Below are 26,669 nucleotides of genomic sequence, written 5' to 3'. Positions count from 1 at the left end.
AGCATGTTGAATATTAAGAACTTAGAACTCTGCAAAATCTATGCTATTAACTTTGATGAAACCATTGGAACTTTATTAGAAAGAATTGAGAACTTAAATGTAAGTAATTTTTTAGTATATAAAGAAGAGGCAATAGTTGGTATTGTGACAGAAAAAGAAATAGTACAAGCCTATGCTTCACAGACTCATGTGAAAAATCCTATCTATACAATTGCTAACAAAGATATTTGTACTGTGGATAGGAACTATAAGTTAGATAATATAACTAAAATATGGGAAAAGAGTCCAGAAGCTTATATCATTGTATTGGAAAATCATGAGGTTAAAGGATTAGTTACCAAGGAATTAGTGGAATTATTTAAAACTAAGCTAATGTACCAGGAGTTAGACCAAGCTATTGAACACTCCCCTAACTCAATAGTTATTCTAGATGGAAATGGAGTTACCCTTAGGGTTAACAAAACTTATGAGAGTATAACAGGAATTGATCGAAAGGAAGCCCTAGGGGTAGATGTGAAGGTAATGGAGGCAAAAGGGATGTACAGTCCGGCCGCAGGACGTTTAGTACTACAAGAGAAGAAGCGAGTTTCAGTTATCCAGAAAATAAAAAATCAGAAAGAAGCTCTAGTAACAGCAATACCACTATATGATGATGACGGTAATATTTTTAGGATAATTATGAATTCCATAGATCTTAAAGAACTGAGTGTTATTAACAAATATCATTCAAGGCAAAAGAAAGAAAGTAGTATAAAGAAGAAGGATGACTTAAAGATTATAACTGAAAGTAACAGTATGAAAAGCATAATTAGCTTATCTGACCAGCTTAAAGATATTGACTCCACTGTTTTAATTACAGGGGAGTCTGGGGTAGGAAAAGGAGTAATAGCTAGGTATATTCACAACAACGGTGTCCGCCGAAGGGGTAGACTTGTTGAAATAAACTGTGGGGCCATACCTGAAGCATTGTTAGAGTCCGAACTCCTTGGCTATGAATCCGGTGCTTTTACTGGAGCTCAAAAAACAGGAAAGCAGGGCTTAATTGAACTGGCTCATAATGGGACTCTCTTCCTAGATGAAATAGGCGAGATGTCAATGCAACTGCAGGTGAAGTTGCTACAAGTTATACAAGACAAGAAGATTATTAGGGTAGGTGGAACAAAACCTATAGATATAGATACTAGGATTATAGCTGCAACTAATAAGAACCTTAAAAAAATGGTGGAACAGGGAAAGTTCCGCTTGGATTTGTATTACAGGCTGAACGTTGTACCTATTAATATTCCTCCCCTATCCCAGAGGGTGGAAGATCTTATTCCCATGATTAAGCATTTTTTACATAAATACAACAACAGGTATAACAAAGAAGTGGTTCTTGGCACAACTTTACTAAATGCAATGCTAGAATACCAGTGGCCAGGTAATGTAAGAGAACTGGAGAATACCATGGAGTGTTTTGTTGTTTTAAACCCTTCTGGAGTAATAGAAAGGGCTAACGACAATTCAAATTTCTCTGATTTAGATTCCCATGTATACGACACAGGGGCTAAAAAATTAGATGAGGTGACCTCGCTAGATGAAGCAAAACGGGAGTTTGAGAAGAAGATTATTACCTCGGCATATAATAAATATGGGAGTAGTTACAAAGTTGCGGAGGCACTGCAAATTAGTCAAGCTACAGCCAATAGGAAGATAAGGGAATACATTACCTGAATAAGTCATAAATGAATTGGCGAATCAATTATGACTTATAAATAATATACTGAAAAGGGGTTAGTGAGTCAATTGTGACTTACTAACCCCTTTTTTACTTAAATCATCTGTGATTATTTAAAAAAATAGTTTTAAATAATCTTTGTTAACCCTTTAGATAAAGGATAAATGAATAACTTCCTACAGTTATGTACTATCAAGATGAAGCTTGGCACGAAAGTTGCTTTTATATAAATATATAAATGAATCATTGTGTTACACAATATTGATATAAAAAACGCGAGGTGAACTTAATGGACATTAAAAAAGAAATCTATGAGCTAAAGGATGAACTAATTGCATTAAGGAGGGATTTTCATCAGCACCCAGAATTGGGCTTCCAAGAATTTAGGACTCAAGAAGTATTAGAGAGATATCTTATAGATTGCGGTTTAGAAGTAAAAAGAATAGCTAAAACAGGTTTGGTAGCCTTACTGAAAGGAGATAAACCCGGTCGAACTTTGCTTATGAGATCTGACATGGATGCACTACCTATAGTTGAGGAAAATGATGTTCCATATAAGTCAGTCAATAATGGAGTTATGCATGCATGTGCCCATGACGGTCATATGGCCATGATGTTAATAGCTGCAAAGATTCTTAGCAAGAAAAAAGAGCAACTTCAAGGAAACATTAAGTTTGTCTTCCAGCCAAATGAAGAAGATGCTGGGGCAAAGTATATGATAGATGAGGGTGTATTGGATAATCCAAGGGTTGATGCAGCCATAGGTATACACCTATGGTCGCCAATTGAAACGGGGAAAATAGGTATTGCTAAGGGACCGTTAATGGCTTCAAGTGAGTATTTTACCATCAAAATTAAAGGGAAGGGAGGTCATGGAGGAGCACCACATGCAAGTATTGACCCTATTATCTGTGCTAGTAGCATTGTTCAACAAGTACAGCAGATACAATCTAGAAAAATCAATGTTATTAGTGAACCAACTGTTATTACATTCGGCAGTATTCAGGGTGGGGATTTCCCCATCATAATCCCAGAATCTGCTAAACTTGAGGGGTCAATCAGATGCTTACATGGGAATCTAGACAAAATTAAGGAACTCTTTGAAAGAAAGATTCGTTGTCAATGTGAATCAGATGAAACCACTTATGAGCTTACATATAAATGTGGTAACAGACTGCTAAGCAATGATCCTGAAATTACAGAACTAGTTGAAGGGGTTGCCGCAAAGGTTGTAGGTGAAGAGAACATAAAGTCAGATGTTCAAGATATGCTAGGTGAAGATTTCTCTGAATTCTCATCAAATGTACCAAGTTGTTTCTACTTTGTAGGCATAGCAAACAAAGAGAAAGAAACTGATTATTTCCATCATCATCCGAAGTTCAATATAGACGAAGATGCACTTTTTATAGGTGTAGAAATGCATGTTAGAGCTGCTTTAGAATTTCTAACAAATTAGATATTTACAACTTTTTCTAATTAAAAAAAGGGGGATTTAAAAAATGGATTTAATTATGGACTTTACCAACTGGATGTGGGGATGGCCTTTAATTATAATTATCGTTGGCGTCTCTATGGTTTACTCTATAGGTCTTGGTTTTTTTCAATTTTCTAAGTTCGGTTTTATAATGAAGAACACCTTTGGAAAAATATTTACAAAAGAGACCAAAGGTGAAGGTACATTGACACCATTCCAAGCCGTTTCCTCGGCACTTGCAGGTACCTTAGGTATGGGTAATATTGCAGGTGTTGGTATAGCAGTTGGAGTAGGTGGCCCAGGTGCATTGTTTTGGATGTGGGTGGTAGCCTTTGTAGCTGCTGTGGCAAAATATGCAGAGATAGCTTTAGGTATTAAGTATCGTGAAAAGGACCCTGAAACTGGGGAATATCGTGGTGGGTTCATGTATATGGTTACAAATGGTTTGGGCAAGAATTGGAAGTGGCTAGCATTAGTTTGGAGTTTCTTATTGTTTGCTCAATTTACCATAAGTGGAGCTGTACAGTCTAATTCTTTAGCAGATGTTATGAGGTCTTCATTTGATTTAAGTCCTTTGGTTGTAGGTATAATAACTGCTGTATTAACAGGTATTGTTATGCTTGGTGGCATTAAGAGGATTGGAAAGTTGGCGGAGAAAGTTGTTCCTACAATGGCAATTATTTACTTCTTAGGAGCTTTTATAATTCTAGTCCTTAACCTTGGTCAACTACCAGGTGTATTTAATCTAATCTTTACAAGTGCTTTTAGCGGCATGGCGCCAGTTGGTGGTTTTGTGGGTTCTACGTTCATGCTAATGATACGTCAAGGATTTGCCCGTGGGGTTTACTCAAATGAGGCAGGGATGGGAACTTCACCTATAGTTCACTCCACAGCAACAACTGACCACCCTGCAAGACAAGGTATGTGGGGAATTTTTGAGGTATTTATAGATACAATAGTTGTATGTTCAATAACAGGTTTAGTAATACTTGTAACAGGAGAATGGCAAAGCGGGGAAATTGGAGCTAGCCTAACGGCAACGGCCTTTAGAACAGGCCTACCTGGAAACTTCGGTCACTTGGTAGTAACCTTTGCAACACTATTCTTTGCTTACACCACTATACTGTTAGCAGGGTACTATGCAGAGGCAGGTGGACAGTACTGTTTCGGGAACAAGATATCAATTCCATTCAGACTACTATATGTTTTAATTCTAGTGTTCGGTGCAGTTGGTGGATTGCAGTTCATCTGGGGTCTATTTGACTTCTTCATGGCTCTGACAGTGGCGATAAACTTAATTGTGTTATTGTTCATGTTTAAAGATGTAAGAGACTTAACTAAGGATTTCTTCACATCGGGTAAGTACATCGATGACAAGAAAGATATATCGGCTTAAATCCTATATTTAAAAAGGGCTTTACAAGTAAAACTTGTAAAGCCCTTTTCATATATTTATTTAAAAGCGCTTAAATTATTTGCAATGGTATTGGGTATATTATATTATTTATATTATAAAAAAATAGGTTATTTTAGAAATAATTAAAGAGTTATAAGAATATATTAAGTTAATTATAATTTCTTTTATTGATCTGTATTAGTGGGAAGAGGTGAAATAAATTGATTAGTTTAGAGGGTGTGCGTAAGGTTTATAATAGGGAAACCCATATCAGTATTAGGGATTTTGTTTTTGAAGATGGAACATCTTATTGTATTTTAGGACCCTCAGGTTCGGGGAAATCAACCTTGCTTAATATTATTGCAGGAATAACAAAGCCTACAGAAGGAGAAGTTTGTGTTGGTGAAAACCGTGTAAGCTCTTTGCTAGAAAAGGAGCTAGATAGATTTAGGTTTGAGTACATTGGGTATATCCCTCAAGATTTAAAACTCCTTGACGAGTTTACGGTGGTGGACAATCTCTCGATGGTAGAACTTGGTGGAGAAATTACAAAAAAGCCGGAGGAAGCCCTAAAGTGGGTTGGATTAGGGCATAAGCTAAGAGCTAAAATAAAGAGATTATCTGGTGGTGAAAAACAAAGGGTGGCAATAGCAAGGGTACTTTTAAAGTCTCCTAAAGTAATGTTGTGTGATGAACCTACCGGATCTCTAAACACAGCTAAGGGTATAGAAATTATGGAGCTATTAGTTAAAATACATAAAGAAGAAAATAATATTTTAATTGTTGTAACCCATGATGACCGCATGTGTAAATACTTTGATAAAGTAATTAAGTTTGAAGACATGCTAGGGGGTATAAGGGATGCTTAAATATGCTTTGAAAAGTATGTGGGCGAGGAAATCCACTACCATCCTTTTTACCATTGCCCTAATAGTGGCACTAACCATAAGCATGGTGGCAGTAAACATATCTTCGCAAATAAGTGAAGGCTTTATCCGGGCCGATAGGGAGTATGATATTATAATTGGTCCAAACGGAAGTGAAACACAATTGCTCATGTCAACATTGTTTTTTGCTGATTTGCCCTTGGGTGTCATAAGTCACGATTATGTTACGGAACTAGAAAGCAGGGGGGACCTAGAAATAGTACTACCCTTTGCATTAGGAGATAGCTACAGAGGAAATAACCTAGTAGGAACAAACCCTGAATTTTTGAGGAATAAGACTATAGTAGAAGGAAACAGCTTCACCAGCCCCTTTGAGGTAGTAGTTGGTTACAATGTAGCAAAAAACCATAACCTCCAAATAGGGGATGAGCTGATTACATCCCATGGAGTAGCAGACCATAGTATAAATAGCTTAGCATGCCTATTTCACGACCATGATGATGAAGAATATTTAGATTCCCACGATAATACACCATATAAAGTGGTGGGAATACTGGGAAGAGATAATTCCGCCTATGATAACGCACTATATACTAGTATAGAAAGTATTTGGCTTGCCCATAATCACACTGGTGCACTAACACCTGAGGAAGAATTAGTAACAGCTATCATCATAAGGTCCGGTAATCAATCTGCTGCTAGAGAAATAACCAGTGACTTTAATTCAAAGCCGGAATATCAGGCGGTGCATCCCACATCAGTTATGAGGAAGTTAACTACAAACATAGATTTAAGCAAACAAGTGGCTTTTCTTCTTTGCTCTATTATTTTGGTGTTGGCCTTTATTATCGTGTGTATAATGACCATGCTTATGCTAGATAGCCTAAATAAAGAGGTTAGGACACTAAGATTTTTAGGGCTAAATCGAGGGATAATATCCAAATATGTTGTATATCAAGTTTTGTTACTTGGCCTCTTTAGCACCATACTTTCCAGGCTACTTACCATAGGGGTAGTATATGTGGCAAACATGTTATCATCTACAATGGGTATTGTTCTGGACTTAGGTAAGGTTTATTACCTAGAATATATAATAGGGCTTGTAATTCTTGCCCTATGTTTGTCGCCTGTGTTCATATATCTAAATAAGATGTACAAGGAGGCTTTATCTAATGAGAAATAGGAGTAGAGCCATATTGATCGTAGTTTACATACTAGCGTTGATATTAATCAGTACGGGGTGTAATAAAACTAAAAGGTCTAGTGCAGAAGGTATAGTAGAACTATCTTTTGCAGATGCAGTCTCTTTAGAGGAGATTGAAAAGCTAGATGGTCAAATGGTTACCATGATAGGGTTTATGTCTACAACATCCCCCCTTGACGGTAGTTACATGTACTTGCAAAATATGCCCTACCAATCATGTCCCTTTTGCATACCAAACACCAACGTACTGGCAAATACAATTGCTGTCTATGCACCGGAAGGACAATCCTTCAGATTTCAAGATATCCCTATAAGGGTTACTGGCAAAATCAAGGTTGAAGATGTGGCAGATGACCTAGGATATTATTACTATTATCGTATTGTGGATGCTAAGATCGAAAAGGCTGAACTAAGTGGTATGGGGAGGGAGATAAGAATATACACTGAGTTAGTTGATCAAGGGTTTGCATCTGAATTTGTTTCTGTGCTAGAAGATGCTTATGCAGCTATAAACTACGAGGAGTTCCATATTAAACTAGACGAAGTTGAGTTACTAAGCTTTGAAAAGCTTAATGAGATTAAAGCTATGTTCAACGTTTTAAATGAAAATGATTATGCTGACATAATTGAGGTGGTCAGTAGGTTAGAGACATTTATGAATGATATAAATGATGCCATAGAAAGAAAAGATCCCATTGACTTACACTATAAAAATAATGATTTTGACCAAATTTACAATGAATTCTATATGTGGCTTATAAAGCCATCATTCTAAATTGTTAGAGAGCCCAGTCCCTACTTAATAGGTGCTGGGCTTAAATATTTCAATACTATCATTATAACTAATTTCACTATAATCTATTTACTACATACCATCATTTGTAGTATATTATTGTATTAGGCACTGCACTACTTTAACAGGAAAAAATAGTATGGGCTTTGGGAGAAAAGTGTGGTGTTAATTGTCACTGAGTTCTTTTAATAGTGTGTTTTTAGTAGCGAATTGATAAAGGAGGTCACAGGAATGAAAAAGGAAATAAAAGCAGCAATACCAGTGACCTTGCCTGTAATGATGGGTTATGTCTCTGTTGGAACAGCATTTGGGTTGTTGTTTGAACAAACAGGTTACAACTTTTTATGGGCCTTTCTTATGAGTAGCATAGTATATGCTGGAGCAATGCAATTTATAGCTATTCAACTATTTACTGCTGGTGTAGGCTTCGTAGAAATGGCTATAGTAACTTTGTTTGTCAATTTAAGGCATATGTTCTATGGGTTATCTTTTATTAAGTTTTTTAATGGGATGGGAAGAAGAAAAACATATATGATTTTTTCATTAACTGATGAAACCTACTCACTACTAGGTAATGTAAAAATCCCTGAGGGTCTAGATAAGAGAAAGTTTTTCTTTACCATAGCTATTATGAACCAACTTTATTGGATAACAGGTACAATGATAGGTTCTTTAGCTGGAACAATGATTAATTTTAACACAGAAGGTTTAGATTTCGCTATGACAGCATTATTTGTAGTTATTTTTATTGATCAGTGGAGAAGTTACAAAACACATCTACCAGCAATCATTGGTACCATTTGCACAGGACTTGCTCTATGGGTATTTGGCCCAGAGCAAATAATATTACCTGCCATGGCATCTATTACTCTAGCCCTTGTTATGTTCAGAAAACAAATTGAGGGGTCGCAAAAGGAGGAAGAAAAAGATGCCTAATACCAATACTTACACAATGATAGGAATTTTTATAATCGCATTGGTGACCTTTGGTACAAGGGTAGTACCTTTTTTATTGTTTAGGCAGGATAAGGCAGTACCAAAATTCATTGAGTATATTGGTACCTATTTACCACCTGCAGTTATGGCTATGCTTATAATATACTCCGTTAGGAATGTTGAGTTTAACAGGCCACATTTCGGGGCACCAGAAATTCTGGCGGTATTTACTGTTGCTATAGTTCATTTATGGAAGAATAACTACTTGTTCAGTATTTTTACAGGCACCATTACTTATATGATACTTGTTCAATTTATCTTTTAAGGGTTTTGTAAGGTTGACACCTTACAAAATCCTTTTTACTTGTTACTCTTTAACACTAGAACTTGTAACAGAAAGTAGGAATATGGTAATATTTAGAGATACAAACAAAAGATACTTAATAATAGATATCTGATTGAAAGAGGGATGTAATTTGAAAAAGATACTATTGATTGCACTGGGCCTATTTATGTTTATGGCCATATATGGTGGCATGAATTACTATGTGTATAAAAGCATAGTTGCAGGGATAGAAATTGCTGGTATAACTTTAATTTTAGTTAGGTTATCTTTCTGGGTGCTAGGCACAGCGTACATAGGTGGTCAGATTTTAAAAAGAAAGGTAACTACATCAAATCTAACTTATTTAGGGTCCGTCTGGATGGGAATTTTAGGTATATCAATGACTATCTTTTTAGTTAGAGACTTGAGTGCATGGCTATTACCTATAGATAATGACCTATACCTAGTAGCTTATATGATTATCTTGATAATGATAATATATTCCTTTTTTAAAGTTAAAGCTGGACCTAAGATTAAGTGTGTTGACATAAATAGAAGTAAAAACAATGGCAAATCAACATCAATTATTCATCTAGCGGATATACATCTAGGTGTAATGACCTCGGAAAAGTGGTTAGAAGATGTTGTTAAAAAAGTTAATGATTTAAATGGCGATATGGTAGTTATAACCGGTGATATGGTAGATGATTCATTCCATATTGTTAAAAAGTTTGCTCCCAAAATGGCTAGTATCAAAGCTAAAAATGGGGTTTTTGCAGTTGCAGGAAACCACGAGCATTATCAGGGAATTCATAACTTCTACGAATTCTGTAAAGCAGCAAATATAACTGTATTAGATAATGAATCCATAATGGTGGATGATAAAATAAATCTAATTGGCATAGATGATAACCTCGTTAAAAGCGGTACTTTATACCAAAAAGTGGGCGAACTCATTGGTAAGGATAAAGATTCATATAATGTTTTATTACTTCACCAACCTGTGGGGTTTAATAAGCTGTCTGAGATGGGTGTACACCTACAGCTTTCTGGACATACCCACAAAGGGCAACTCCCACCTTTAAACATGTTGGTTCCAATAAAATATCCATACTCCTATGGTTTACATTCTCTAGGAAACTCACATATATACACAACATCAGGAACGGGCACATGGGGTCCACCCATGCGTTTATTTACTAACAGTGAGATTGTTAGGATCAACGTAAGTTAACAATTTATTAAATATATTGGGAATTTATTCAAGATTGTATTAGGACATGATATACTATAGTCAAATTCAATTTTAAAGTTTGAAGGAGTGAAAAAAATGATTAGGTTTACTATGTGAAACTGAGAGAAACAAGGAGTTCATCAAAGGTATAGCTTTAAATTAACAATGTAGGTAACCCTTCTTAGATTATTGAATACCTTAAGGAGGAGATTTACATGAAATATATTAAAGCTGAAAATGTTTTTCCACAGGAACTACTTGTTGAAATACAAAAACATATACAAGGAGAAATGATATATATCCCAAAGCAAGAGGGAGTTAGAAAGAAGTGGGGAGAATCTTCGGGCAATCGGAAGTACCTAGAGCAAAGGAACAGTGAAATTAGTGACTACTTTTCTAAAGGATATAGTATTGAAGAACTTGCTGAGGAATTTTACCTATCTATTTCAAGTATCAAGAGGATTGTGTATTCAAGGAAGAACTAACATAAGCTCGCCTAAAAGGCGGGCTTCAGACTGATGACAAAGTCATTTTTTAGGAATGTCGCATATTAAACGCTGTACAAAATTCTGCGTCGAGACTTAAGGCTTCTATCTAAACTCCAGAAGGGTACCGCTCCAATTCACCGTCCATGGTTCAGTGGAGCTCTCGAAACGTCCTGTTTCTCGCCCCTTCTTCCGTTTAGCTATTCAGCTCTTAAGTCTATCTCCTCGAATTAATTGTACTGCTTTTTAATATACACATCTAGGGTCAATGACTTTGTCTTAGGTTTGTCTACAAGCTGAAGCTCGCCTAAAAGGCGGGCTTAATTTTTAGCTTTGTTTGAAAACAATTATTAATAGTTCTTGCTATATTAGAATTCATCTCTGTCTATTAGAATTAAAAGTATCAAAGATACATTTGGAGGATACATAATGAGTATTAAAAAAAATATAGAAGAAGTATTTAACAAATATGTAGAAAACGAGAATTTTTCTGGAGTGGGATTTGTAAGGCAAGGTTCTGAAGCAATATTTCACAAAGCTTATGGGTATGCACATAGGGGATTTAAGATACCCAATAACCTAAACACTAAGTTTGATACGGCATCAATTACAAAGATGTTCACAGCTGTGTCTATTCTCCAGCTGGTTGACAAAGGTTTAGTTACTTTAGACCATAAGGTCTTAGATATAATAGATATTGGTGAGTCTAAAATAAGTAGTGAAATCACCATATATCAATTATTGACCCACACCTCAGGGATAGCAGATGATGCTGATGAAGAGGCGGGGGAAAGCTATGAGGAAATTTGGAAGGAAAAACCTAATTACTCTGTAAAAGAAACCGTTGACTACTTAGCACAATTTATCTATAAGGAACCTAAGTTTGCCCCAGGACAAGGGTGTAGTTATAATAACTGTGCATTTATTCTCCTTGGATTAGTTATTGAAAAAGTCACAGGGAAAAGTTATAGAGAGTATGTTAAAGAAAATATTTTTGATGTTATAGGTATGTCTAACACAGGGTTTTATTCAATGGATGAAGTTGTTGGAAATATGGCAGAACACTATGCTTCAATATTAGATGATGAAGAGAATATCATAGGATATAGAAAAAACATTTACTCCTACCCGACCATAGGGTCTGCAGATGCAGGTGCTTTAACAACCCCTGAAGACTTGGATTTATTTATCCGAAGTTTAAGGGATGGTAATTTGCTGTCAAAAAAATCAACTGAATGTTTATTTAAGCCTAAAGAGTTTTATAAAAGATATGGTAAGGTAACTCAGTACATGGGCTATGGATTCCAATTTTTCATAAGGAACGATGACGAAGAGATTTTTTATATTCAAAAAGACGGTATCAACTCAGGAGTAAGCTGTGTTATGAACTACTACCCACAGTATGACCTAACAATAATAATAATGTCTAATCAACAAGCAAATGTTTGGGACTTAGGATGGGAGGTCCAAGAAGTTATAATCGGTAAAATTATATAAAAAAAACCTTTTCCTTTTGTGGAATTTACCCTTATCATAAAAACAATGAAGGTAGAAAAGTGAGGGGACATAATGTTCAAGGTTGAAAAAAGAGATGAAACACTGGCAAAAAGAATAGTCAACACCAATAGTGATATGAGTTTTGCAGGTGTACTATGTGGTAATAACCCTGGGGAAGTTTGGGTTGATAATTTAACGGACCCCAAAGCAGCAATAGTATTTTATGAAGGACAGACGGGGTTTCAGTTTATGGGTGAGTTTAGTGAACAAATTCTAAAAAACAATCTTAAGTTTTTTGTATATAATTCAGCTAAAGAGTTCCTGAAGAATAAAGCAGATTACTTTGATTTCTCCCTTGATGATGAAAGATGGTTAGATGTTATAAAGGGTATTTTACAAGACACAATTATTGAGGAAAGCACACAACTTGTATATAAATTAGAAGATAACGCATTTAATGATGAATTAGAGGTCAATGATAATGGAAAACAAATAGATAGTAAATTTATCTACGCCATAAAAAATGGTGATGTGACAAATCCAGAATTCCTGCTGGACTATTTAAAAACATGGTGGGGAACCGTGGATAAATACTTGGAGAAGGGACATGGGTTCGCTGCTGTAGAAGATGGCAAGATAGTAAGCTTTGCAATATCCAGTTCTGCATATGGTAACATACAGGCTATAGGTGTGGAAACTCTAAAGGATTATAGAAGGAAAGGATTAGCAGCTTCATTGATTAAATCTTTATTAAAACTATTTAAAGAAAAAGACATTATCCCTTGGTGGGACTGTTGGGAAAATAATATAGCTTCCCAAAAAACAGCCGAAAAAAACGGACTAAAGCTATATTATAAGTACAAAGTTTGTACAATAAAATACTAATAACAATCTAAAGAGAATCCTCTCACTAGAAAGGATTCTCTTTAATATTTGAATTTTTTCCTCAGAATAAGTACAATAGAATAGATTAAAAATAAAAGGTAAAAGGAATGACCAAGCCATGGAAATAGAGATACTATACGAAGACCCCCATTTAATAGTTTGTGTAAAACCCCCTAAGGTACCCTCTCAAGGTGATCCTACAGGAGATGCGGATATGCTTACGTTACTAAAGGAACACCTTAAAAAAGAATATCCTAAAGTCAAAAATCCATATTTAGGATTAGTTCACAGGCTAGATAGGCCCGTGGGTGGAGTAATGGTATTCGCTAAAACTAAAGAGGCAAACGGGTTTTTGTCAAAGCAAATGCAGGACAAAAGCTTTCAGAAGAAGTACCTAGTTGTAGCATGTGGTAAACCTGAGCAAACTCAAGGAGAACTTAAGGACTTTCTTTTAAAGTTATCATCTGTAAATATGTCAAAGGTAGTTGAAACTGGAACAAAGAATTCTAAGGAAGCAATTTTAGAGTATGAGGTTTTAAAAACAATAAAAGATGAACAATATGGACAACTGAGTCTTATGAAAATTAATTTAAAGACTGGTAGACATCATCAGATAAGAGTACAATTAGCATACTCCGGTCTGGGCATCTGGGGTGATAACAAATACAATAAAGCTTTTGTTAAGAATAAAGAATGGACACAAATTGCCCTCTGGTCCACAGAACTTAGTTTTATACACCCAAAAACCAAGAAGAGATTAGTGTATACATCCATACCAGAAGAAGTTTTGCCATTTTCGTTGTTTACAAATATTTTATAAATCATGGTTTAATCAAGTGTAGTAGGCCTTAATGGATTTAGGGATAGCTCACTTATTTGTAATTGAAATACATATATGTTACCATAGACAAAGCGAACCAAAAGAAAGGAGTTAGCTTATGTTTACTAAAAAAAGTATAGTGATTTTGACAGTAATCTTAGTGGGTATTTTAGCAATAGGTTGCAGTTCTAATAGCTCCAAAAAAATCCCAGACGTGGTGGCTACTGTTAATGGTGTTGATATTGATAAAGAGATGTTTGAAAATACAGTAAGTAGAGTAAGAGAAGAATACGAATGGCAAGGTTATGATTTCGAAGGTGAAGAAGGCAAAGAGTTATTAGAGCAATTATGGGAAATGGTCATAAAGAGTTTGATTGAACAAGAAGCATTATTTCAACAAGCAGTAGAAGAAGGATATGCAGTTTCTGAGGAAGTTTTAGATGAAGAGTATGATTATATCAAAGGACAGTTTGAAAGTGATGAGGAATTCCAAACTGCCCTTGATGAAAGCAATTACACATCTGAGAGTTTCAGAGAATTATTGGCTAGGGATCTTGCCATTGAACAGTTTTTAGATGATAAAATTCAAGAGCCTACAGTGACAGAAGAAGAGAAGATGGATGTTTATAATGAATATAAAGAACAGACTCAGCTGCAAGCTGAACTAACTGGACAAGAAGCTGAAATTCTGACCTTTGAAGAAGTTGAAGAAGAAATTATATATAGCGTAAAACAGCAGAAACAACATGTTCAACTATCAGACCTAATAGATGAAATTTTGGCTAATAGCCAAATAGAAAAGTTTATCTAAAAAATAAGGGTCAGGCTAAATTATCCATAATAGGGTAAAATTAGCCTGACCCTTTAGATACCAAATAATGATTGGGGATTGTACTGTGCGTATAAAGTTTGGTAATGATTATATAGTTTTTGATGTTCAATATGGGAAGGGCAAGAAATCAACTATTGAAATAGATGCTGTAGGACATATAACTGTGAAAGTACCTAAGGGTACCAGTGAAGAAATAATTAAAAAAAATGTTGAGGCAAATGGAAAGATAATACTGGAGAGGTTAGGAAGGGTATCACAGATAAGAGAAATGTCAAAGGATAAGAAGTATACTGAACAAGGCAAATTTCCATATCTCGGAAAAGAATATTCACTAAACGAGCTAATAGAGACAAATGGAATTAGCAATGAATTGATACCAGATATTGTGAAGAAATTTTATATAAAAAACTGTAAGAGAATCATAAACGAGAGGATAAAAATATATCAAAAACATCTTAGAGTAGAGCCCAAGAGCGTGAAAATAGTTGAATCAAACTCTCAATGGGGTAGTTGCACTTGGGATAAAAAAATAGAATTTAACTATAGGCTAATTATGGCTCCTATTGATGTAATTGATTATGTAATAGTTCATGAGTTATGTCACCTTGTACACATGAATCATGACAGATCTTTTTGGCGATTAGTTGGCAGTGTTGTGCCTGACTATAAAGAAAAGCAAGCTTATTTAGGAAGGTTTGGAGGTTATATGTCTTTATAATAAAAGATGTATAGGAATCTCCTGTAATAAAAAAATGTAAAAGAATTTTAGATTTTTATAAATAAGATGTGATATAATACATAGGAACAATTTTAGTTTTGGCAATAGAAAGGGTGGAATTGATGGCTTTACTTGAAAAATGGAGAGAAGATGCTTACGCTGAACGTAGTCAAGAGGAATATGATGCGTTCTGGAATGAGTACTTCCCAAAAGAACAAAAAAACTATGAGCAAATTTTAGAAAATAAGGAACAAGTAGTTGAAGGTTCTGTAGGAGAACTAGCTGAAAGATATGGTATGGATGTCCTTACATTCACAGGCTTTTTAGACGGTATTAACACCAGTCTTACAGAACAACTAGATCTTGATAATCTAACAGAAGAAAGTAATATTAAACTTTCCATAGATTTTCAGTTGCTTTATTTTAACATGCTAGATGCTAAGGCAACTTGGTTATATAGCTTACCCCAGTGGGACGATATTCTTACAGTGGAAAAGAGAAGAGAGATAACCAAAGACTACAATAAGTCTCGTATGGTTATTAACGAAAACAAAGTAGGAAGAAACGAACCGTGTCCATGTGGCAGTGGTAAAAAGTATAAAAAATGTTGTATAAATAAATAGAAATTAAAGACAAGGTGAGTGATTGCCTTGTCTTTTGTTTTTTTATAGGTATTTCTTAAATTAAAACAAATAACTTTAAAACCATTGATCCGCAAAACAAATGTTAGTATTATTAAACTATTGAAACATATTGATCGGGGGTTCTAGTATGAGGAAAACAAAATATGGGTTTTTGCTCCATGCAAAGTCTAAAATATAAACAATGGCAATTGTTTGTATGGAGTAATATGCAATAATTGCCATTATCTACTAGATGAAATGTTTTATTTAGACTTTGCATCATTAAAATTAAAGAATATTTTAATGGAGCTGAGTAAAATGAAATATACTAATGCAGATAATGTTATTCCTGAACACTTACTAAAAGAATTACAAAAATATGTTCAGGGAGAAATGATCTATATTCCCAAGCCAGAGGGAACACGCAAACAGTGGGGAAGTTCAGGTAGTAGGGAAAGGCTTAAGATTAGGAACAACGAGATACTTGATAAATTCCAAACAGGAAAAAGTATCTATGAGTTAGGTGAGGAGTTCTGTCTCTCCATGGATAGCATTAAAAAAATTGTATATTCAAAAACCTAAAAGCTTGCAACTAGTTTGCGATTTTCCTAACTATAATATGGTGGATAAATAACTCAAACACCAGAAGTCCATTGGTGAAACCTTTGATGGTGAAAGATTGATATTTAGATTTACAAACATATAGTAATTTTGGATATAAAAAAGAGGCTAATTCTTACGGAGGGCACTGAAAAAGTCCCTTCAAAGCGAAAAAAGGCATAATTCCTTAAACACTAAGGTAATTATGCTTTTTTTGCTGTATAATTGAAGTATCAATTAAGAATTGGGTGGGTGCTATGATACAAAATCAACAGTCAATGATTTTAAGTCCATATATGGAGATATATAATTTGGTCGTTCCAAAGGAAAATTTACTCCGTAGAATTAATGATCTGGTCGACTTCTCTTTTGTTTATGGTGAGCTTAAAGATAAATATTGCCATAATAACGGTAGAAATGCTATCGATCCCATTCGCATGTTTAAGTATTTATTACTAAAAACGATTTATGACTTGTCGGATGTAGATGTGGTGGAACGCTCAAAATATGACATGTCCTTTAAGTATTTTCTAAATATGGCTCCTGAAGAGTCGGTGATAGAGCCAAGTTCTCTTACGAAATTTCGAAAACTACGCTTAGAAAATATAAACTTATTGGATATGCTTATCAATAAAACTGTTGAAATAGCCATTGAAAAGGAAATCATCAAAAGTAAATCCATTATCGTGGATGCCACCCACACAAGAGCGCGCTACAATCAAAAATCCCCCAGAGAAATTCTGATGGATCGGTCTAAAAAGCTGAGAAAAGTTATTTATCAGATAGATGAAACTATGAAGGATAAATTTCCTACCAAAAACACAACAGATGCCTTAGAAGCTGAAATAGACTATTGCCACAAGCTTATTGAGGTGGTTGAAAAGGAAGATGCTTTTGCTCAATATCCAAAAGTAAAGGAACAATTGAACCTTTTAAAAGAATCAGTTGCTGATGATATTGAACACTTACAAATATCTCAGGATCAAGATGCAAGAATAGGTCATAAAAGTGCCGATACATCATTTTTTGGTTACAAAACCCATATTGCCATAAGCGAAGAAAGAATTATTACAGCTGCAACAGTTACAACCGGAGAAAAAAATGATGGGAAACAATTAGAAACACTGATAGAAAAAAGTGTAAAAGCTGGGATGAAAGTTGAAACTGTTATCGGTGATGCTGCATATTCTGAAAAAGGCAACATTGAATATACAAAAGAGAAAAAAATAAAATTAGTCGCCAAATTAAACCCATCTGTAACACAAGGTTTCCGAAAAAAAGAAGATGAATTCGATTTTAATAAAGATGCTGGAATGTATATATGTAAGGCTGGCCATATGGCTATACGTAAAGCTCGCCAAGGGAAGAAAAAATTTTCCACTAATCAAACAGACACATACTATTTTGATATAGAAAAGTGTAAGGTATGCCATTTAAAAGAAGGGTGCTATAAATCTGGAGCTAAAAGTAAGACCTATTCCGTAAGCATCAAATCTGACGAACATACCGAGCAGGCGAAATTCCAAGAAAGTGATTACTTTAAAGAAAAATCTAAAGAGCGCTATAAAATAGAAGCAAAAAATAGTGAATTAAAACATAGACACGGGTATGATGTTTCAAAATCCTCGGGTCTAATTGGCATGGAGATGCAGGGAGCTATGTCAATATTTACGGTAAACCTAAAAAGAATTTTAAAAATAATGGATTAAGAATAAGCGAAATAAAAAATGGCATAATCATTAAAAAACGACTCTAGATTCAAATTTTGAATAGAGAGTCGTTTTTTTTTAGTACAAGTTATTCTGTTTAAATGAAATACATAAGATTTTCAGTGCCCTCTTCTTACGAATGCCTCTTTTTTTGTCTTTTTAATTTAAACCTAACTCTTTACGTTTTTTCTCGATGTGGTCAACATAGATTTGGATAGTTTTTTCTGCATCCATTTCTACAACTACTTTACCCAGTCCTAGGGTTTCTGTTGTTTCTGTAAGTGTTTTTACTACAACATCACTACCAGTAATTGATGGAACTGGTGCCACATGTACTAACCAGCCTAATGCAACAGCAGTACATGCATCAGCAACAGCTTTTTGCTCTAGATACTCAGGAGCCCCAATTACCAGTGGTAGCATGTTTGTATCCACATCTAAAGCGTCTGCCAGCTCTTTAGCAGTGTGTGTCATTTTGCCGATATCAACACATGCACCGTATGTTAGAACTGGAGGTATTCCTAACTGTTGGCACACTGCCTTAAGTCCGTCGCCACATTCCTCAGCAGCATTTGGATTTGTAAGTCCTGTGTACTCCATAACAGAAGATGTACATCCCCCTGATAGTACTAAAATGTTATTTTCAATTAATCCTTTAGTAATCTTAAAGATGTTGGAACCACCTTGGCCATATCTTGCAGTTGTACAACCTACTATAGTTGCAATACCGCGGATATTCCCATTGGCTATTTGTTCAATTAATGGATCGAAGCTACCACCTAAGGCTGCTTTTACTGACTCTGTGCTAAAGCCAACCATGCAGTCTGAAACATGTGGTGGAATATAGGTTTCTTTGTTTTGGGATTTTCTTTCTTTATATGCTTCAATGGCCATATCTAATGCTTTGATGGCTTGCTCTTTCATTTTTTCTGGAACAAAGTCTAAGGTTTCCGTTCCTTGAAGTTTAATAACTGGATGTGTACTTAAAAGCTTAGTACCAAACTTCTTAGCGAAAAGTGGCATTGTAGGAACAGTACAGTTATAGTCAAACATGAATAAATCAACTACACCAGTAGCTAGAAGATACTCTTGGGATAACCACTCACCTTCTTGACCACCATAAGCGGCCTGATTGTGTGTACCTTCATAGTTAATAAGCTGTTGTCCTTCACATACATGACCAAGAATTTGAATCCCTTCTGCGCCAGCAGCCTTGGCTTTTTGTTGCCACTCATCAGTTGATGCAATGTCTATTGCCACATGGGCAAGTAGTGGCATATGCCCATTTGTAATTATATTGATTTTGTTTTCTTTTAAAAGGCCCATGTTTTGTTGTTTCATAGCTATTTTTTGGGTACCCATTAAAATCTCTTGGATTATGTTAAGCATGAATAACCCTTGGTACTCATTGGCGATACCAAGTCTTACGGAACGAAGTAAGAACTCAATTGGATCAGAGTTAAAGTTTGTCATACATTGGGTTTGAGAATAAGCTACTTCGCTATATCCTCCCCCTGGGAAAAGGCCTAGCTTTCTCCAAAGCTCTTTTCTTTTAGTTGGAGCGAAGGCTTCCACGGTCTTAGACTCCACATGATGAGGAGCATGGATATCATCCATTACCCATTGTGCAAAATCAATAGCTAGCTTTTCAATGGGTTGATTTGCATCAAGGCCGGCCATATCCGCATATTTCTTAAGCTTCTCTGCATCGCGTATCTTTAAACCGCTGTCTGGGCTTTCTCCAGCCGCCTTTAATGTTCTTGCTGCTTGGTGACAGTGGAAAATGTTTGCAGATGTTCCTATTGTGACATGGCGGTACATGAAGTTTCTTGCCACCATTGTATGAGCGTCAACACCACAAACACCCCTAGGAGCTTTTTTACTAATTCTACAAGGACCATTGGCACAAAGCTGGCAAGATAATCCTTCTATACAGAATTTGCATTGAGTGGGTTGCTGCTCACTAAAACGATCAAAAACATTAGTCATGCCTGCATTATGTACTACCTGATACATTTCACGCATGGCTGGATCTATAATAGTGTTTAGAGGATAGCCTTCTTTAGACTGATCGTCTTTTTTGATATGTTCCCTTTGCCAAGCATGAACCTGTTCCATGGAAGGGGATTTTTCGATTCTGCTGTATTCAATTTTCATGTCATGGTCTTGATGGCGCTCAGGATCATTATAATCCTGGTCAGTCAAATCTGATGCAAAGGTCTTGTTGTCTCCGCGCATCCTTTCAGCACTGCGTTCAAAAGATTTTTCAATATCCTTATCTGACATACTAAAAGCCTCCTTGATAGGTGAATTTTATCTCTATTAGTCTTTCTATAACAAAGAGTGCTTATTCAATTCTAAAGGGATATTATGTAAAAGATATTTTGCTAATTATAATATTTTAAAGGGGCCAAGTTCAGAAGAAGTATGGTATCATAGTATATAGTAAATCAAAAATGGGAGATGAAATAACTTGGATAGTTTAATTTTGCAGACTTTAATAGGGGCTATTATTATATTTTTTTCTTCAATGACTCAAGGGATAGCAAGTTTTGGTTTTTCATTACTTGCACTTCCTTTACTAGGGTTGTTTCTACCTTTAAGAATTATCGTGCCTGTCTTAATCATTTATAGCTTTATACTGAACTCCATAATTCTTTATAATATTAGACAGCATATCAACCTAAAACGAATATATATTGTTGCCATATTTGGCATAATAGCAACCCCCTTTGGGGCTCATTTGTTAAAAATTATGGATGAAAATACTTTGAAAATCATAATAGGAGTCATCATAACCATATCTACATTAGCTAACTTTCTTGGATACAAATTTAAAGTTAAGAATGAAAAACTATCATATATGCCAATTGGTCTAGTGAGTGGGTTATTAAATGGCAGTGTTTCACTGGCAGGGCCTCCACTAGTACTTTTTCTGTCCAATCAAGGTGTTGAAAAGCAAATATTTAGAGCGAACTTAACTTTATATTTTTGGATTTTGAATGTAATTACAATACCAACATATTTTTTTAGCGGTCTTATTACCCAAGAAGTGGTTAACTATTCTGCTTATTTATTCCCAGGACTCATTGTAGGGACTTTACTGGGCATAGGTGTAGGGAACAAGGTAGATGAACTCTTATTTAAGAAACTTGCAATGAGCCTAATAATGGCCATGGGGTTACTATCCATAGTGTCAGGTATTTAGAAAAACCTGCAAAGGAGATAAACATGAATAAAAAAAATAGAGTGGAAAAACCAAAACTTATAGATGATATAGAAATGGCTGTAACAGAAATATATGAAATTGAAGACGAAGATACTTTAAGGGATGTATATTTATCCAACTGGGTTTTCGAAAGCCAGCATGCTTCAAATGTTAAGTTCGATGGAGTTGTTTTTAAGAAGGTAACTTTTATAGACACCACACTTAAGTCAGCAAATCTATTGGATGTGAGATTTGTAGATTGTGACTTATCAAATGTTGACTTCAGTGAGGCTAGTGTTCATAGGGTGGAATTTATAAACTGTAAACTGTTAGGTACAAATTTCACTGAGGCTACATTACAAAATATTCTTATGGAAAATTGTAACGTAAACTTTGGATTATTTGGGTTTTGTAAACTTACTAAATCCACATTAGCTAATTGCAGTTTTGAAAGCTCGAGTTTTCAAGATAGCAAGGTGTCCAATGTAGATTTCAAAGAATGTAATATGAGGCTCAGCCAAATGTCAGGCACTTCGCTTAATGGCATAGACCTAAGTAGCTCAAATGTAGAAGGGATGAACATACGCCCAGAAAATCTTAAAGGTGCAGTAGTCTCGCCATTACAAGCCATTGAATTTTCAAAGATCTTAGGGCTTGTGGTTAAAGACTAAATTTTAAATTGGGTAGTATAGAGTTAATAATTTGTTAATAATATTCCCGTTGAATATTTTTTTAGCATATGGTAATGTTTAATTAGAATAAGATTGAAAGGATGTGTTTGTTTGTCAGTTCTGTATGTAATGAGGTTTACAACTAATTAAATAGGTTGTAAGAGGCACATGGGGCGGGAGTAGCCCGTGTTTTTGTTGTGCCTGAAAAGACATTACCTTTACAGACTGCTTCAAATATATCTTGGAATAACATTTAACTACTTATGTATATAAATGTGGAGCATGGCAGGTAATTTGCCATGCTTTTTATTATAAATTCAGTTACCTGGGCTTAATAACATATAGCAATTAACCCCTCTGGATAACTGTCAAACAATATGATATTCCATATTTCTGCCCGCAGGAGCAATCTGCACTTTTTTAAGGTGTGGTGTGTCTTCCCGCGGGCATTTTTATTTATTATAGGTTCAGGTCATTAGTGCGTGTCCTAACAGACTGAGTAATTTAAACGAAACTAACTGCAAAGGAAAGGAAGATATAAAAAAATGTCAATTATAAAAACACGAGGTTTAACTAAAACCTATGAAAGATTTCAAAAGGAAGAAGGATTAAGGGGTAGTATTAAAAGCCTATTTAGTCGGGAGAAAATAATTAAAGAAGCTGTAAAAGCCTTCGATTCTTGAAATTAACGAAGGTGAGTTCGTGGGTCTTATAGGACCTAATGGGGCTGGTAAAACAACCCTAATAAAAATGCTTACAGGTATCATTGCACCAACAAGTGGTGAGATTTCAGTTCTAGGGTACACTCCAAATGACCTAAAGAATGAATACAAGAGGCAATATGCAGTGGTAATGGGACAAAAAAGTCAGTTATTTTTTGAGCTAACAGCGGCGGATTCATTCTTGCTATTTAAAGAAATATATAACATACCTGATAGGGAATATCGGAAAAACCTAGAGTACTTTATTGAGTTATTTGGTGTTGAAAAATATCTAAATGTGCAAGTTCGAACATTGTCTTTAGGTGAAAGGATGAAGATGGAGCTTATTGCAGCACTCTTACACAATCCCAAGATATTATTTCTCGATGAACCTACAATTGGTTTAGATGCCATGGCCCAAAAGCAAATTAGGGGTTTCTTAAAACAAGTAAATATGGGAAAAAAGACTACAATTATCTTAACAAGTCACTACATGGAAGATATCAAAAGTCTATGCAAAAGATGCGTTGTTGTTAATGGGGGACAAAGATATACGACGGCGATTTAGATACTTTGTTTAACCGTTATCAAACCCATAAAGTCATCAGAGTATCATTTGATGATCCGGTAAACTATGTACCACCATTTGACGTAGAGATAATTGACCAAAATCCTTTAAAACTAACATTTAGGGCACAAAAAAATGATGTGCGAGAAGTATTAAAAGCCATCATGTCAAATGGAGAAATAAGTGATATATCCATTGAAGAAGAGGATATCGGAAACGTGGTTGAACGGATATATGAAAGTAAAATGTCTAGTAATAGTGAAGTAAAGTCAGAGATAAAAGGGGTGGTAAATGAATGAGAAAGTATATAGAAACAGCAAAGGTTTTGTTTAAAGCTCAGCTAGCGTATAGATTCGACACAATTATTAGTATGATATTTACTATTTCAAAGATTATCTAGCATACGTACTATGGGGTGCTATTTTTGATAACCGTGCTGTGGTGGCAGGATTTACATTCAACACTATGATTTCCTACTACATCATAGGTTCCTTTATAGCACAACTTGACCAGTCGTCAGGTACAGGAGGGCAGATCTCAAGAGAAATTAGAGGTGGACAGTTTTCAAAGTATATGGTTAGACCAATGGGTGTATTTGGATATTTTGTTTCTCAAACAGTAGGTGTCTCGGTATTTTTGTTGTCTTTTAACTTAATAGCAGCAGTACTATGGGTGTTTGTATTTAGGGTTAAATTTGTTATATCATATAATCCATTTACACTCCTATCTACACTTGTTATATGCGGACTGGGTTTATTGTTTATGATGCAGCTCAACTTCTATATAGGAATATTAGCATTTAAGTTTCTTGATACTGGTATGTTCATGATGATAAAGGATAATATAATGCAGTTTGTAACAGGATCACTTATACCCCTAGGGCTACTTCCCACACTCGTGCAAGATATTATGAGATATTTCCCTTTCTATTATATAATATATCTCCCATCCATGTTGTTAATGGGGGAAAATGAAGGGGAAATAACAGTAGGCCTTGTTACCCTAATTATCTGGAATCTAGCTTTTTGGTTATTAAATAAATTAACCTATAAAAGGTTAAGAACTAAATATGATGGGGTGGGGATTTAATATGGGATTAAAAGGACAACTGAGATTTTTATATATATTATTTAAATTGAAGCTCGCTAGGACCATGGCTTTTAGATTCTCGTTTTTCGGAGCATTCTTTGTTGATGGGATTATGTTTTTGATTCAGCTACTAATGTTTTCATCTATATACTCACAAGTTGATAGTATAGGGGGCTGGGACCGCCAACAAATGCTGTTTTTTATAGGTACTTTCTCACTGATAAATGCCTTGAATATGACATTTTTCTTCTTTGGGATAATTTCTATACCCCATAAAATAAGCTCAGGACAGTTAGACCTATATATTACAAAACCTGTTAAGCCTCTACTATATCTATCATTTGAAAACATAAACTTGGGTTCATTCCCCCTTGTTTTAGGAAGTATTGGGATACTGATTTATGCTGTTTCAGGGATGACATTAGAAATAACGGCGTCAATGGTGTTAGGTTATATAATTTTAGTAAACCTAATGCTTATCCTTTACTATGACACCATGGTACTATTAAGGACAATTGCATTTTTTGTAATACAAGCATCAGCATTGGAAAGATTAGAAGGAGAATTAATAACTTTATGTATGAAAATACCAGGGGTGCTTTTTGAAGGAGCTTTTAAAGTGATTTTTTATTTATTTCTCCCCTATGGAATCATGGCAACTATTCCTACACAGTTTTTTACTGAGAGTTTATCTATAATGCAATTGGGATATGCCACGGGAATAGTGATAATATTTACTGCCATTACCCTTGGACTTTGGAAGTTGGGACTGAAGAATTATAAAAGCGCTAGCAGCTAAAGTTGAACGGAGGTAAAAAGTAGAAACCGCTGAAGGTTTCTACTTTTTGCTTTTTTAAATATTAAATTTGTATTAAGTAGTACTAAAATTACTTGCTGGAATATTTACCCTATGCTACCATGAACTTAATGACTAAAAAAGAATTTTCAGTCGCAAGGGAGGCACAATCACAGTGGCTAGAAGTTTTTCTGAGTATGAGAAAGAGAATATAAGACAAAGACTTTATGAAAAGGGTAAAGAATCCTTACTGCAGTACGGCATTAAAAAAAGTAATATTGAAGAGATTACAAAAGCTGTAGGTGTATCAAAGGGAACGTTTTATTCTCTCTTTAATTCCAAAGAAGAGTTCTTTTTTGATATATTTGAGATTCATGATCGTAACATAAAAGCCAGAGTCTTTGAAGTCCTTAATGAACCAACGAATGTGCTAAGTGGTTTGAGGGAATTTCTTAAAGAAGCTGTGCTTTCTGAGGAAAGTATAGGTTTTTATAGTAGGATGGTAGAGTTAGAACAAATAATGATCAAACTACCCCCAGAAAGAATAGCTAATCATTTAAATGAAGACAATGATTCTATAATTGATTTAATGAGGTTTTTGCAAGTTGATTTTCAAAAGTGTGATCCAATGATTGTGTCAAATCTTACAAAGGTCCTTATATTGACAGTATGTTCAAGGCACTTATTAAACGTAGATGTTTTAGAAGACACATGTGATTTGCTTATTGATAAACTAATAGATTATATTTCTCTAGGAATTGGGGGCTAATTATGAATTTATATGAGGTTAAAGCTTTAACAAAGACTTATGGTGAAAATCAGGGGAAGGTACTTGCATTAAATAATACATCTGTAAATATTGAGAAGGGAAAGTTTATTGTTGTGCTTGGTCCCAGTGGTTCGGGGAAAAGTACCTTGTTAAATATTTTAGGGGGTATGGATATACCAACAAGTGGTCAAGTAACTTTTAATCAAATGGATATATCTAAATATAACAAAAAACAGCTAACTAAGTTAAGGAAAGAAAAAATAGGATTTGTATTCCAGTCATATAACCTTCTGCCCAGTCTAACAGCCCTTGAAAATGTTGAATTTTCAACTGAAATAGCTGGTCTTAAAAGGGAAGTAGCAAAAGAAGCAATGGCACTTGTTGGATTAGAGGAGAGATATAATCATTTTCCATCACAATTATCCGGTGGAGAGCAACAAAGGATATCCATTGCCCGTGCCTTGGCAAAGAAACCTGAGGTGCTTCTTTGTGATGAACCAACTGGAGCACTGGACTCCGATACTGGTGTTAAAATATTGCATGTTTTGAAGAGCATTAACAAAGGGCAAGGGACTTCAATAATTGTAATAACACACAGTCAAGATATAGCAAAGATAGCAGATGTTGTTATCAAAATGCGCAATGGTGAAGTAGTTGAGGTTATAGAAAACCCTACACCCATTTCTCCAGATCAGGTTAACTGGTAGGTGCAGATATGAGGATCTCAAATAG

Annotated in this window: 28 protein-coding genes; 27 read left to right on the top strand and 1 reads right to left on the bottom strand. The window is 35.1% G+C overall.

Translation table 11 applies throughout. The annotated features are described in order from the left end of the window. Positions 1-3: 3 nt before the first annotated feature. From HYG86_RS07775 to HYG86_RS07690, 18 genes are all read left to right on the top strand, one after another. Positions 4-1,713 carry a sigma 54-interacting transcriptional regulator gene (locus tag HYG86_RS07775; RefSeq protein ID WP_213168599.1) on the top strand — a complete coding sequence of 570 codons (1,710 nt, stop codon included), beginning with the start codon at positions 4-6 and terminating at the stop codon, positions 1,711-1,713. Positions 1,714-2,006: 293 nt separating this feature from the next. After that, on the top strand, positions 2,007-3,173 hold the full coding sequence (locus tag HYG86_RS07770) for a M20 metallopeptidase family protein (protein WP_213168597.1): 1,167 nt from the start codon (positions 2,007-2,009) through the stop codon (positions 3,171-3,173). A 43-nt stretch (positions 3,174-3,216) separates the two neighbouring features. Continuing rightward, positions 3,217-4,587 carry an alanine/glycine:cation symporter family protein gene (locus HYG86_RS07765; protein ID WP_213168595.1) on the top strand — a complete coding sequence of 457 codons (1,371 nt, stop codon included), beginning with the start codon at positions 3,217-3,219 and terminating at the stop codon, positions 4,585-4,587. A 221-nt stretch (positions 4,588-4,808) separates the two neighbouring features. Next, a complete protein-coding gene (locus tag HYG86_RS07760; RefSeq protein ID WP_213168593.1) occupies positions 4,809-5,456 on the top strand; it encodes an ABC transporter ATP-binding protein in 648 nt (215 codons plus the stop codon). Next, positions 5,449-6,657 carry an ABC transporter permease gene (locus tag HYG86_RS07755; protein WP_213168591.1) on the top strand — a complete coding sequence of 403 codons (1,209 nt, stop codon included), beginning with the start codon at positions 5,449-5,451 and terminating at the stop codon, positions 6,655-6,657. Before HYG86_RS07760 ends, HYG86_RS07755 begins: the two co-directional genes overlap by 8 nt. After that, entirely contained in the window at positions 6,647-7,453 is an 807-nt protein-coding gene (locus HYG86_RS07750) for a hypothetical protein (protein ID WP_213168589.1), read from the top strand. The genes HYG86_RS07755 and HYG86_RS07750 overlap by 11 nt, the downstream gene beginning before the upstream one ends. A gap of 249 nt (positions 7,454-7,702) precedes the next feature. Beyond that, entirely contained in the window at positions 7,703-8,407 is a 705-nt protein-coding gene (locus HYG86_RS07745) for an AzlC family ABC transporter permease (protein WP_213168587.1), read from the top strand. Beyond that, entirely contained in the window at positions 8,400-8,732 is a 333-nt protein-coding gene (locus tag HYG86_RS07740) for a branched-chain amino acid transporter permease (RefSeq protein WP_213168585.1), read from the top strand. The genes HYG86_RS07745 and HYG86_RS07740 overlap by 8 nt, the downstream gene beginning before the upstream one ends. 151 nt (positions 8,733-8,883) lie before the next feature. After that, the gene (locus HYG86_RS07735) at positions 8,884-9,966 is read left to right on the top strand and encodes a metallophosphoesterase (protein ID WP_213168583.1); all 1,083 of its coding nucleotides are present in this window, start codon (positions 8,884-8,886) and stop codon (positions 9,964-9,966) included. A gap of 215 nt (positions 9,967-10,181) precedes the next feature. Beyond that, positions 10,182-10,451, top strand: coding sequence for a CD3324 family protein (locus HYG86_RS07730; RefSeq protein ID WP_213168581.1), 270 nt, complete (start codon positions 10,182-10,184; stop codon positions 10,449-10,451). A gap of 429 nt (positions 10,452-10,880) precedes the next feature. Beyond that, entirely contained in the window at positions 10,881-11,948 is a 1,068-nt protein-coding gene (locus tag HYG86_RS07725; RefSeq protein ID WP_213168579.1) for a serine hydrolase domain-containing protein, read from the top strand. Between the two features lie 72 nt (positions 11,949-12,020). Continuing rightward, complete coding sequence (locus HYG86_RS07720; RefSeq protein WP_213168577.1) at positions 12,021-12,833, top strand: GNAT family N-acetyltransferase; 813 nt, start codon at positions 12,021-12,023, stop codon at positions 12,831-12,833. Positions 12,834-12,951: 118 nt separating this feature from the next. Beyond that, entirely contained in the window at positions 12,952-13,653 is a 702-nt protein-coding gene (locus tag HYG86_RS07715; RefSeq protein ID WP_213168574.1) for an RluA family pseudouridine synthase, read from the top strand. A 118-nt stretch (positions 13,654-13,771) separates the two neighbouring features. Further along, on the top strand, positions 13,772-14,464 hold the full coding sequence (locus HYG86_RS07710; protein ID WP_213168573.1) for a SurA N-terminal domain-containing protein: 693 nt from the start codon (positions 13,772-13,774) through the stop codon (positions 14,462-14,464). A gap of 85 nt (positions 14,465-14,549) precedes the next feature. Further along, complete coding sequence (locus HYG86_RS07705; RefSeq protein ID WP_213168571.1) at positions 14,550-15,203, top strand: M48 family metallopeptidase; 654 nt, start codon at positions 14,550-14,552, stop codon at positions 15,201-15,203. A gap of 122 nt (positions 15,204-15,325) precedes the next feature. Then, positions 15,326-15,826 carry an SEC-C metal-binding domain-containing protein gene (locus tag HYG86_RS07700; protein WP_213169162.1) on the top strand — a complete coding sequence of 167 codons (501 nt, stop codon included), beginning with the start codon at positions 15,326-15,328 and terminating at the stop codon, positions 15,824-15,826. A 318-nt stretch (positions 15,827-16,144) separates the two neighbouring features. Next, complete coding sequence (locus tag HYG86_RS07695) at positions 16,145-16,408, top strand: CD3324 family protein (RefSeq protein ID WP_213168568.1); 264 nt, start codon at positions 16,145-16,147, stop codon at positions 16,406-16,408. Positions 16,409-16,683: 275 nt separating this feature from the next. Then, a complete protein-coding gene (locus HYG86_RS07690; protein ID WP_213166227.1) occupies positions 16,684-18,135 on the top strand; it encodes an IS1182 family transposase in 1,452 nt (483 codons plus the stop codon). Between the two features lie 159 nt (positions 18,136-18,294). Here HYG86_RS07690 and cooS read toward each other — a convergent pair whose 3' ends face one another. Continuing rightward, positions 18,295-20,421 (bottom strand): anaerobic carbon-monoxide dehydrogenase catalytic subunit, encoded by a 2,127-nt coding sequence (cooS, locus tag HYG86_RS07685; RefSeq protein WP_213168566.1) that lies wholly within the window; start codon positions 20,419-20,421, stop codon positions 18,295-18,297. 187 nt (positions 20,422-20,608) lie between these two features. On the opposite strand from cooS, the gene HYG86_RS07680 reads away from it, so the two are divergent. The 9 genes from HYG86_RS07680 (at position 20,609) to HYG86_RS07650 (ending at position 26,644) form a co-directional block, all read left to right on the top strand. Further along, entirely contained in the window at positions 20,609-21,343 is a 735-nt protein-coding gene (locus tag HYG86_RS07680; RefSeq protein WP_213168564.1) for a sulfite exporter TauE/SafE family protein, read from the top strand. 23 nt (positions 21,344-21,366) lie between these two features. Further along, entirely contained in the window at positions 21,367-22,014 is a 648-nt protein-coding gene (locus tag HYG86_RS07675) for a pentapeptide repeat-containing protein (RefSeq protein ID WP_213168563.1), read from the top strand. Between the two features lie 545 nt (positions 22,015-22,559). After that, positions 22,560-22,697 (top strand): hypothetical protein, encoded by a 138-nt coding sequence (locus HYG86_RS18380; RefSeq protein WP_343064229.1) that lies wholly within the window; start codon positions 22,560-22,562, stop codon positions 22,695-22,697. Between the two features lie 19 nt (positions 22,698-22,716). Then, a complete protein-coding gene (locus HYG86_RS18375) occupies positions 22,717-23,283 on the top strand; it encodes an ABC transporter ATP-binding protein (protein ID WP_343064228.1) in 567 nt (188 codons plus the stop codon). Between the two features lie 5 nt (positions 23,284-23,288). After that, positions 23,289-23,582: a hypothetical protein gene (locus HYG86_RS18370; RefSeq protein WP_343064227.1), complete on the top strand. Its 294-nt coding sequence runs from the start codon at positions 23,289-23,291 to the stop codon at positions 23,580-23,582. A 142-nt stretch (positions 23,583-23,724) separates the two neighbouring features. Further along, positions 23,725-24,372 carry an ABC transporter permease gene (locus tag HYG86_RS07665; protein ID WP_246451920.1) on the top strand — a complete coding sequence of 216 codons (648 nt, stop codon included), beginning with the start codon at positions 23,725-23,727 and terminating at the stop codon, positions 24,370-24,372. A 1-nt stretch (position 24,373) separates the two neighbouring features. After that, the gene (locus HYG86_RS07660) at positions 24,374-25,171 is read left to right on the top strand and encodes an ABC transporter permease (RefSeq protein ID WP_213168561.1); all 798 of its coding nucleotides are present in this window, start codon (positions 24,374-24,376) and stop codon (positions 25,169-25,171) included. Positions 25,172-25,343: 172 nt separating this feature from the next. After that, on the top strand, positions 25,344-25,937 hold the full coding sequence (locus HYG86_RS07655) for a TetR/AcrR family transcriptional regulator (RefSeq protein WP_213168559.1): 594 nt from the start codon (positions 25,344-25,346) through the stop codon (positions 25,935-25,937). Between the two features lie 2 nt (positions 25,938-25,939). Then, positions 25,940-26,644 (top strand): ABC transporter ATP-binding protein, encoded by a 705-nt coding sequence (locus HYG86_RS07650; RefSeq protein WP_213168557.1) that lies wholly within the window; start codon positions 25,940-25,942, stop codon positions 26,642-26,644. Positions 26,645-26,669 lie beyond the last annotated feature (25 nt).

Source organism: Alkalicella caledoniensis, assembly GCF_014467015.1.
In the GTDB taxonomy this organism is placed as follows: Bacteria; Bacillota; Proteinivoracia; order Proteinivoracales; family Proteinivoracaceae; genus Alkalicella; species Alkalicella caledoniensis.
Note: the sequence above shows the minus strand (reverse complement) of the source record. Positions and strands in the feature narration are given on the sequence as shown.